The organism is Ancylobacter gelatini, from assembly GCF_022601675.1.
In the GTDB taxonomy this organism is placed as follows: Bacteria; Pseudomonadota; Alphaproteobacteria; order Rhizobiales; family Xanthobacteraceae; genus Ancylobacter; species Ancylobacter gelatini.
Map to the genome: position 1 here is coordinate 21,372 of NZ_JAKVIL010000009.1, position 10,211 is coordinate 31,582.

General features: G+C 67.3%; 8 protein-coding genes. 5 read left to right on the forward strand and 3 right to left on the reverse strand.

Annotated elements, in window-relative coordinates; genetic code table 11:
- Positions 1 to 17: 17 nt before the first annotated feature.
- Positions 18 to 809, reverse strand: coding sequence for a glutathione S-transferase (locus MKI84_RS15480; protein ID WP_241620989.1), 792 nt, complete (start codon positions 807 to 809; stop codon positions 18 to 20).
- Positions 810 to 1,050: 241 nt separating this feature from the next.
- On the opposite strand from MKI84_RS15480, the gene MKI84_RS15485 reads away from it, so the two are divergent.
- The 4 genes from MKI84_RS15485 (at position 1,051) to MKI84_RS15500 (ending at position 5,802) form a co-directional block, all read left to right on the forward strand.
- Positions 1,051 to 2,289 carry a polyhydroxyalkanoate depolymerase gene (locus tag MKI84_RS15485; RefSeq protein ID WP_241620991.1) on the forward strand — a complete coding sequence of 413 codons (1,239 nt, stop codon included), beginning with the start codon at positions 1,051 to 1,053 and terminating at the stop codon, positions 2,287 to 2,289.
- A 164-nt stretch (positions 2,290 to 2,453) separates the two neighbouring features.
- Entirely contained in the window at positions 2,454 to 3,881 is a 1,428-nt protein-coding gene (locus tag MKI84_RS15490; protein ID WP_241620992.1) for a homospermidine synthase, read from the forward strand.
- 176 nt (positions 3,882 to 4,057) lie between these two features.
- Positions 4,058 to 5,134: a ferrochelatase gene (gene hemH, locus MKI84_RS15495; RefSeq protein WP_241620994.1), complete on the forward strand. Its 1,077-nt coding sequence runs from the start codon at positions 4,058 to 4,060 to the stop codon at positions 5,132 to 5,134.
- 134 nt (positions 5,135 to 5,268) lie between these two features.
- Positions 5,269 to 5,802 carry a sugar O-acetyltransferase gene (locus tag MKI84_RS15500; RefSeq protein ID WP_241621263.1) on the forward strand — a complete coding sequence of 178 codons (534 nt, stop codon included), beginning with the start codon at positions 5,269 to 5,271 and terminating at the stop codon, positions 5,800 to 5,802.
- A gap of 194 nt (positions 5,803 to 5,996) precedes the next feature.
- Here the strand turns inward: MKI84_RS15500 and MKI84_RS15505 are convergent, their stop codons facing one another.
- A complete protein-coding gene (locus tag MKI84_RS15505) occupies positions 5,997 to 6,737 on the reverse strand; it encodes an ArsR/SmtB family transcription factor (RefSeq protein WP_241620996.1) in 741 nt (246 codons plus the stop codon).
- 139 nt (positions 6,738 to 6,876) lie between these two features.
- On the opposite strand from MKI84_RS15505, the gene MKI84_RS15510 reads away from it, so the two are divergent.
- Positions 6,877 to 7,839 carry a DMT family transporter gene (locus MKI84_RS15510; protein ID WP_241620999.1) on the forward strand — a complete coding sequence of 321 codons (963 nt, stop codon included), beginning with the start codon at positions 6,877 to 6,879 and terminating at the stop codon, positions 7,837 to 7,839.
- 174 nt (positions 7,840 to 8,013) lie between these two features.
- Here the strand turns inward: MKI84_RS15510 and rpsA are convergent, their stop codons facing one another.
- Positions 8,014 to 9,720 (reverse strand): 30S ribosomal protein S1, encoded by a 1,707-nt coding sequence (rpsA, locus tag MKI84_RS15515; RefSeq protein WP_241621001.1) that lies wholly within the window; start codon positions 9,718 to 9,720, stop codon positions 8,014 to 8,016.
- Positions 9,721 to 10,211: the final 491 nt, after the last annotated feature.

Here is a 10,211-nt window from a genome sequence, read left to right on the forward strand (position 1 = left end):
GGTTCCCCTCAAACGGGTCAGAACTCGACGTCGAGCTCCTCCATCTCGTCCGGCTCCTCGACCGCCGCCTCGCTCCACTCCACCATGGCGGGGTGGGCGAGCATATGCGCGCAGTAGGCCTTCGAGGCGGCGTCCAGCTTCACGTCATAGGTGGTGAAGCGCGAGCAGACCGGCGCGTACATCGCGTCCGCCATGGTCGGCGTCTTGCCGAACAGATAAGGCCCGCCATAGGTCTCGAAGCACTCCGACCAGATGGCGAGGATGCGCGCAATGTCCGCCTGCGCCCCGGTCCAGACCTTGAAGCCCGGATGGCGCGCCTTGATGTTCATCGGCAAGGCCGAGCGCAGATTGGCAAAGCCCGAATGCATCTCGCCGCTGATCGAGCGGCAATGCGCGCGCGCTGCCTTATCGTTGGGCAGCAGCCCGGCATCTGGCTTAAGTTCGTGCAGGTATTCCGCAATGGCCAGCGTGTCCCAGATGCGCAGGCCGTCATGGTCGAGGCGCGGCACCAGGAAAGACGAAGACTGCAGCAGCAGCTCGGCGCGGATGCTGGGATCGTCGGCCGAGACACGCGCCTCGGCGATCTCCAGCCCCGCCATCCGGCACAGCAGGAAACCGCGCAACGACCATGAGGAATAGTTCTTGCTACTCAGCGTCAGCACGGCATCCGGCGTTGGCGCTGCGGCCTTCGGCTTCTTGGCGGCGGCGGCTTTGGTGCCGGCAGCCGAGGTCGCGGCGGGCGCCTTCGCCTTGGCGGACGTCGCCCCCGATCCGGATGCGGGCTTGGATGCGGAAGTCGGGGCGGGCATGTGAGAAGGTCCTGTCGGGTCAGCGAGGGAAGATGAACGCGGCATCGGCAATCACTATTCGTGCCATCCCGGATGCGGTCCGCGATCGCGCGCGCCGGCCGGCGCGATGCTCGCAGGATTTGCATGACGAAAGCGCGACAATCGTCGTATCGTCGGCACCCCGTAACTGTTCTAGCCTCGGCCGCGGGCGTCCCGTTCCGGCCTTCGCTCCAAGAGCCTCACGCGCACGAGCCTCAAGCATATGATTTATGCCGCCTATCAGGCTCAGGCCGACCTGCTCGACCCGCTGCGCAGCGCGGCTCGGGTGTCGCGACGCATGATGAACACGGCGTGGGGTGCCGGCTGGGGGGCCGGCTTCGTCCACCAGAATGCCCTGCTGCGCAACATCACCGCCGCGCTTGAGATGTTCGAGCGCGTCAGCCTCTCCCATTCCCGGCCCGCCTTTGGCATCGGCACGGTCGAGGTCGGCAATCGCGAGGTGGAGGTGATCGAGGAAGTGGTGGCGCGCCTGCCCTTCGGCTCGCTGCTGCACTTCAGGAAGGATGTCGACCAGCCGCAGCCGCGCATCCTGGTGGTGGCGCCGCTCTCCGGCCATTTCGCCACGCTGCTGCACGGCACGGTGAAGACGCTGCTGCCCGAGAACGACGTCTACATCACCGACTGGCACAATGCCCGCGACGTGCCGCTCAGCGAAGGCGCCTTCGGCTTCGACGATTATGTCGAGCACGTCATCCGCTTCCTGGAGATCATCGGGCCGGGCGCCCACGCGCTCGCCGTGTGCCAGCCCTGCGTGCAGGTGCTCGCCGCCACCGCGGTGATGGCGCAGGAGGACAACCCGGCCACGCCCCATTCGATCACGCTGATGGCCGGGCCGGTCGACACCCGCATCAACCCGACCAAGGTCAACGAACTCGCCACCTCAAAGTCGATGGACTGGTTCGAGAAGAACCTGATCTCCACCGTGCCGCCGGGCTTCCCCGGGGTGGGGCGCCGGGTCTATCCCGGCTTCGTGCAGGTGGGCGCCTTCATGGCGATGAACATGGACCGGCACATCAAGGCCCATGTCGAGCTGTTCGAGAACCTCGCCATGGGCGAGCACGCCAAGGCCGACACCGCCAAGAATTTCTACGACGAGTATTTCGCGGTGCTGGACCTCGCCGCGGAATTCTATCTGGAGACCATTCGCAAGGTGTTCCAGGAGCACGACCTGCCGCGCGGGGAGCTGACCTATCGCGGCGAGAAGATCGATTTCCGCGCCATCCGCCGCACCGCGCTGCTCACGGTGGAAGGCGAGCGCGACGACATTTGCGCGGTCGGCCAGACCGTGGCCGCGCAGGACATCTGCTCCAGCCTGCGCCCGCATCTGCGCCGTCACCACATGCAGGCCGGCGTCGGCCATTACGGCGTGTTCTCCGGCCGGCGCTGGCAGGGCCAGGTCTATCCGCTGGTGCGCAACCACATCCTCGCCGCCGAAGACTGACAGCCCGCACCCGACCGACGCGATCGCTCCGTCCTGCCGGCCGCACGCCGGTACCGGGCCGGAAGGCACCGTCACGCCCCCGTCACCATTGACGGCGCAGGTTTGGGCACCCATGGTGCGCCCGTAATTTTATTACCCTCGGAACCAAAGGAGTCCCCCCGAGAATGTCGGTTTGGCCTGTCTACGCAAAGATCGATGGTCCCATCGTGATGATCGGCTTCGGCTCGATCGGTCGCGCCACGCTTCCCCTGCTGGAGCGGCACTTCGACTTCGACAAGGAACGCCTGACCGTCATCGATCCCAAGGACGATAATCGCGCATTGCTGGACGAACGCGGCATCCGCTTTCTCCAGACCGCGATCACGCGGGAGAATTACCGGGAGATTCTGGGGCCGCTGCTCACCACGGGCGGACGCGGCTTCCTCGTCAACCTGTCGGTCGATACCGGCTCGGTCGACATCATGACCTTCGCCCGCGAATGCGGCGCGCTCTATATCGATACCGTGGTGGAGCCGTGGCTCGGCTTCTATTTCGACAAGGACGCCACCCCGGCCAGCCGCTCCAATTACGCGCTGCGCGAATCCATGCTCAAGGCCAAGCGCGAGAATCCCGGCGGGTTGACCGCCGTGTCCTGCTGCGGCGCCAATCCGGGAATGGTGTCGTGGTTCGTCAAGCAGGCCCTCGTCGACATCGCGACCGACACCGGCCTCGATTTCACCATCCCCGTCACCCGCGAGGGCTGGGCCGATTTGATGGCCCGCGCCGGCGTCAAGGGCATCCACATCGCCGAGCGCGACACCCAGCGCGCCCGCGATCCGCGCCCCTTCGGCAAGTTCATCAACACCTGGTCGGTGGAGGGCTTCGTCTCGGAGGGTCTGCAGCCGGCGGAGCTGGGCTGGGGCACCCATGAGAAGTGGATGCCGGCGAACGGCCACACCCACAATTTCGGTTCCGGCGCCGCGATCTACCTGATGCAGGCCGGCGCCGCCACCAAGGTGCGCACCTGGTGCCCGAGCCTCGGGCCCCAGCACGGCTTCCTCGTCACCCATAACGAGTCGATCTCGATCGCCGATTATTTCACCGTGCGCAACGGCGCGCAGGTGTCGTACCGGCCGACCTGCCATTACGCCTACCACCCCTGCAACGACGCCGTGCTGTCCTGGCATGAGATGTTCGGCAATGAGGGCCGGTTCCAGGACGAATGGACCATCCTCACCGAGGACGAGATCGTCGACGGCCGCGACGAGCTGGGCGTGCTGCTGTTCGGCCATGAGAAGAATGCCTACTGGTACGGCTCGCAGCTCACCATCGAGGAAACCCGCAACCTGGCGCCCTACCAGACCGCGACCGGGCTTCAGGTATCCTCCGCCGTGCTGGCCGGCATGGTGTGGGCGATCGAGAACCCCGAGGCCGGCATCGTCGAGACCGACGAGATGGACTTCCAGCGCTGCCTTGAGGTCCAGAAGCCCTATCTCGGCACGTTGAAGGGCTATTACACCGACTGGACCCCGCTCGACGGGCGGCCCGGCCTGTTCCCCGAGGACATCGACACGTCCGACCCCTGGCAGTTCCGCAACATCCTGGTGCGCTGAGGGCGGGCATTGCCACGGCGTCGCGTCGAAACGGCGTGACGCCGATGGCCGCGACGCGACCGCCTTCCGGTCCGGCGCGGCGATGAACGGGCACGCGTCCCGCGACCTTCGCGCCGGTTGGAAAGCCCGGCGCGAGGGCCTATAAGCTCCGCCGATCCTTCAGGCGAGGTTTGCCGATGAACAAGGCCGTTCCGGTGCCGCGCGGCGCCGATTCCCTCAACTCCACCCTGCCCGCCGGCCACCCGCCGGTCGCCTATGGGCGGATCGGCGTGCTCATCGTCAATCTGGGCACCCCGGACGGCACCGATTACTGGTCGATGCGCCGCTATCTGCGCGAATTCCTCTCCGACCGCCGCGTCATCGAGGTCAACCGCGTCCTGTGGTGGTTCCTGCTGAACGTCGTGATCCTGTCCCGGCGCCCGCAGGCCAAGGGCAAGGATTACGAGACGATCTGGAACAAGGAGCGGAACGAGGGCCCGCTGCGCACCATCACCCGCGCGCAGTCCGAGAAGCTTTCCGCCGCGCTCGCCCCGCTCGACCAGCGCCTCGTCTTCGACTGGGCGATGCGCTACGGCACCCCGTCCATCGCCTCGCGCATCGAGGCGCTGCAGAAAATTGGCTGCGAGCGCATCCTGCTGGTGCCGCTCTATCCGCAATATGCCGCCGCCACCTCGGCCACCGTGTGCGACGCCGCCTTCGACCAGCTCAAGAAGATGCGCTGGCAGCCGGTGCTGCGCGTCGCCCCGCACTGGCCCGATGAGCCGACCTATATCGAGGCGCTGGCCAATTCCATCACCACGGAACTCGCCAAGCTCGACTGGGAGCCGGAACTGGTACTCGCCTCGTTCCACGGCATTCCCAAAAGCTATTTCGCGAAGGGCGACCCCTATCAGTGCTATTGTCACCAGACCACGCGGCTGGTGCGCGAGAAGCTCGGCTGGCCGGAGGGCAAGCTGAAGCTGACCTTCCAGTCGCGCTTCGGCAAGGAGGAATGGCTCCAGCCCTACACCGACAAGACGGTGGAGGCGCTGGCGAAATCCGGCGTGAAACGGCTCGCGGTCATCACCCCCGGCTTCGTCGCCGATTGCCTGGAGACGCTGGAGGAGATCGGCGGCGAGAATGCCGAGATCTTCCTGCACAATGGCGGCGAGAAGTTCCACTTCATCCCCTGCCTCAATGATTCGGACGGCGGCATGGCGGTTCTGGAGGCCGTGGTGAAGCGCGAGCTGCGCGGCTGGGTCGACCTCGACTGACGCGCGCTCCGCGTATCAGCACGAAACCAAACGTGTTTTGCCTCGAAGGTCGTGGTCCGGCGAGGAAGGTTCCCCCAGCGATCCAACGCGGAGAACCTCTCGTGTCCGACAGCGCCACACCCACCCGCAGCCAGATGCAGAAGATGCTCGCCGGCGAACTCTACCACGCCGGCGACGCCGAGATTCAGGCGGCGCAGGCGGAAGCGGCGGCCTTCATGGCGCGCTTCAACGCCTCCCTCGGCCAGCCGCAGGCCGAGCGCGACGCCATATTGCGCGCGCGGCTCGGCGCGATGGGCGAAGGCTCCACCATCCGCCCGCCCTTCCATTGCGATTACGGCTTCAACATCCGGCTGGGTGCCGGGGTGTTCCTCAATTTCGACTGCGTGATCCTCGATGTGGTGGAGGTCACCATCGGCGACGCCACCCAGATCGCGCCCGGCGTGCACATCTACACCGCCGACCACCCGCGCGACCCTCAGACCCGCGCCACCGGCCTCGAATTCGGCCGACCGGTGAAGATCGGCCGCAATGTCTGGATCGGCGGCGGCGCCATCATCCTGCCGGGCGTGACCATCGGCGACGACGCGGTGATCGGCGCGGGCGCGGTGGTGACGAAGGACGTGCCGGCCGGGGCGACGGCGGTGGGGAATCCCGCGCGGGTGAGGTGAGCGGGCGGGTGCGGCAAGCCGGCGCGGCCCGCTCCACACATCGTAGCCCTCTCACGACGCGTATGGCCGCCGCCGACAGGTGGAACGGTTTCGGGCAACGACGAAAGGCGGTCCGATTCGTCGCCAGATCGAGGTGCCCAGCCGATCGCACCCGTTCCGCAAATATGCGAAGCAAGATGGAACGCGGCTGACGTTCAGCCCTCTCCGCCGCCTCCCGGCGCGACCACCTCGCAGCGCCAGTCCGGGCGCAGGCCGAAGCGCTCCACCAGCCCTCGCTCGCCAGAGCGGGTGAGGCGCAGGGCGCGAGTGTCGGGCAGGTCCGCCACCCAGTCCAGTTCCCGCAGCCGGTGCAGCAGGCCCGCGCCGAGCCGGCCGGCCAGATGCGGACGGCGCTCGCTCCAGTCGAGGCAGGTGCGACACAGCGGACGGCGCGAGGAAGCCCCGGCCTCGAGATCGAGCCCGAAACCTTCGAGGAAGACCCGGCCGGCCGGCGTGATCCACGCCCCGCCATCGTCCTGCATCACGAGCCCCCGGTCCTGCAGCGCATCGGCGAGGGCCAGCGCCAGCCGGCCCGCCAGATGGTCGTAGCAGGTGCGTGCCAGCCGCAGCGCCGCGTCGCGCGGTCCCGCCGGGCGATGGCGCGCCGGGCCGGCGCCCGCCGCCACGATCAGCGCATGCACCACCTCGGCGATCTCGCGGGAGGCCAGACGGTAATAACGGTGGCGCCCCTGCCGCATGGGCGTCAGTAGCCGCGCGCCGGCGAGCTTCGCCAGGTGCCCGCTGGTGGTGGGCGCGCTCACACCGGCATGGCGCGCCAGCTCGCCGGCGGTCAGCGCCCGCCCGCCCATCAGCGCCAGCAGCATGTTGGCACGGGCGGGGTCGCCGAGAAGCGCGGCGATCTCTGCGATCTGGTTGCCCGAGACGATCGATGACATGGCCCCAGCCTAGCAGCGCACGGGCGGACCGTCAGCCGGCGACGTTTCGGCCACGGCCGAAGCATCCCGCCGTCCCGCCGCGCTAGAAGGTTGCCACCCCGCCGGTATCCTTTCCCCACGCGTCGCCTTCGAGGACACCATGATCACGCCAAGTTCCACGCCCGGTTCCCCTCCCATTGCCACCCCCGTCGGCGATCCCACCACCGTTCCGGCTCCCTCCCTGCCCCGCGAGCTGGCGCTGCTGCTGCTGCTCTCCACCCTGTGGGGGGCGTCCTACAGCTTCATCAAGGTCGGCGTGGAGACCCTTCCCCCGCTCACCTTCATGGCCGGGCGCACGCTCCTCGCCGGCGCGGTGCTGCTGGCGGTGCTGCATGCGCGCGGGTTGCGGATGCCGGCGGGGCGAGCGACGTGGCGCTATTTTCTCATCCAGGCCTGCCTGAACAGCGTGGTGCCCTTCACCCTCATCGCCTGGGCCGAGACAAGGCTCGACGCCGGGCTGGCGGTGATCCTCAACGCCACAACGCCGATCTTCGCGTTCCTGATCGCGCGTGTGATCGGCCGGCGCGAGGCGGTGGGCGGGCTCCGGCTGTTCGGGGTGGCGAGCGGGCTCGCCGGCGCCTGCCTCACGGTCGGCGCCGGGGCGCTGCACGGGCTGGGCGGGCAGCTTCTGCCGCAGCTCGCCGTGCTGGCGGCCACGCTGTGCTATGGCGGCGGCGCGCTGTATTCCGCCCGCTTCCAGGGGCTGGACCCGATGATGCCGGCAGCGGGCTCGATGATCTGCGGCGCCGCGCTGTTGCTTCCCGCAAGCCTCGTCGTCGACCGCCCATGGACCCTGTCGCCCTCCGCCGCCTCGCTCGCGGCGCTGGTCGCGCTGGCGCTGTTCTCCACCGCGCTGGCCTTCGTACTGTTCTTTCGCCTGGTGCAGACGCTGGGCGCGCTCGGCGCCACCGCGCAGGCCTATCTGCGGGTGCCGATCGGGGTCGGCATCAGCGCCGTCTTCCTCGGCGAGGCCCTGCCCCCGACCGCCTGGCTCGGTCTCATTGCCGTGGTCGCCGGTGTCATCGCCATGACGCTGCCAAGTCGCGCGACGGCACGACGCTGACTCGCCCACCTCACCCCAGATAAACCGCCGGGCCTGGGCAAATGGCCAGCCCGGACGAAAGGGCAGCTCCAACAAAGGGGCAGCTCCAACGCAAAACGGCCGGCGTGTCGCCACGCCGGCCGCTTCGTTTTCACCGTCCGGCTGCGAGGGCGTGGGCCCTCGCGCCGTGATGGATCACTCGGCCTTCTCGTTGGCCTTCTTGAGCGCGGCGCCCAGGATGTCGCCGAGCGAAGCGCCCGAATCCTGCGAGCCGAACTGAGCCACGGCTTCCTTTTCTTCGGCGATCTCCAGCGCCTTGATCGACACCTGGACCTTGCGGGCCTTGCGGTCGAACAGGATGACGCGGGCATCGAACTTCTCGCCGACGGCGAAGCGGTCCGGACGCTGGTCGCCGCGGTCGCGGGCCAGTTCCGAGCGCTTGACGAAGGTCGACATGTCGGTGCCGGCAATCTTCACCTCAACGCCGCCATCCTTCACGTCGATAACTTCGCAGGTGACGATCGCGCCCTTCTTGATCTCGCCCGAGTCCTGGAAGGGGTCGCCGGCGAGCTGCTTCACGCCGAGCGAGATGCGCTCCTTCTCGACATCCACGTCGAGAACGACCGCCTTGATCACGTCGCCCTTCTTGAACTCGTCGATGACCTGCTCGCCCGGACGGTTCCAGTCGAGGTCCGAGAGGTGGACCATGCCGTCGACGTCGCCGTCGAGGCCCAGGAACAGGCCGAACTCGGTCTTGTTCTTGACCTCGCCCTCGACCGTGGAGCCGGCCGGATACTTCTCGGCGAAGGCATCCCACGGGTTCTGCAGGGTCTGCTTGAGACCCAGCGAGATGCGACGCTTGACCGGATCGACCTCGAGGATCGCGACTTCCACTTCCTGCGAGGTGGCGACGATCTTGCCGGGGTGAACGTTCTTCTTGGTCCAGCTCATCTCGGAGACGTGGATCAGGCCCTCGATCCCCGGCTCCAGCTCGACGAACGCGCCGTAGTCGGTGATGTTGGTGACGCGACCCTTGAAGCGGGCCTCGACCGGGTACTTGGCCTCGATGCCCTCCCACGGATCGCCGAGCAGCTGCTTCATGCCGAGCGAGATGCGGTGGGTCTCGTGGTTGATCTTGATGATCTTCACCTTGACCGTCTGGCCGATGTTCAGCACTTCGGTCGGGTGATTCACGCGGCGCCAGGCGATGTCGGTGACATGCAGCAGGCCGTCAATGCCGCCGAGGTCAACGAACGCACCGTAATCGGTGATGTTCTTGACCACGCCGTCGATGACCTGACCCTCTTCGAGGTTCTGCACCAGCTCGTGACGCTGCTCGGCGCGGGTCTCTTCGAGAACCGTGCGGCGCGACACCACGATGTTGCCGCGGCGGCGATCCATCTTGAGGATCTGGAACGGCTGCGGGTTGTGCATCAGCGGGCCGACGTCGCGGATCGGACGGATATCGACCTGCGAACGCGGCAGGAAGGCCACGGCGCCGTCGAGATCGACGGTGAAGCCGCCCTTGACCTGGTTGAAGATCACGCCGGTGACCTTCTCGGTGGCGTTGAACGCCTTCTCGAGGCGGACCCAGCTCTCTTCGCGGCGCGCCTTGTCGCGCGAGAGAACGGCCTCGCCGAGAGCGTTCTCGACACGCTCAAGATAGACTTCGACTTCGTCGCCGACCTGGATCTGCTGGTCGCGGCCGGGGCCGGCGAACTCGCGCAGCGCCACGCGACCTTCGGTCTTCAGACCGATGTCGATGATGGCGAGGTCCTTCTCGATCGCGACGACGATGCCCTTGACGACGGAACCTTCGGCCGGTTCGGTCTGGCCGAAGCTCTCTTCGAGCATCGCGGCGAAATCTTCACGCGCCGAAGCGAGGGTTTGAGTAGCGGACATTTAAACTCCTGATGGCCAAAGCGCCGGCACGGGGTTGATGATGTCGCGCTGTGCCACGGGCACCGGAACTTGGCATTTCCGGCGCAGCCTTCGCGGTAAGACGAAGGCCCGGCGCATTGGCCGTGACACGCGCGACAGGATATGTCGAAGGAGAGGCGGACGATGCCAGGCGCAGAAGCCCTGCCATTCCACTCTCGATGATCCGGCGCCGAAAGCGCGGCAAGGGCGGGCATGCCTCCAAGCTTCGAAAATGCGTCTGCCGCATTCCCGGCCCGCCTGGCCGCCGCACTGACATGTGTGACACCCGGACGCGCGTGGATATAGCGCCGGATGCGTGCCAAGGCAAGGCGTTGACGAGGTGGAAACGGGAGGCTGGGCGGCGGCCGGATCGCGCTTTCCTTTCACCGGCACATGTCGGATTGTATGGCGATCGAGAGGACGGGAGCCGGGCCGCGACGCCGATGTACAATGCAAGCCCAGCTCGGCTTTCC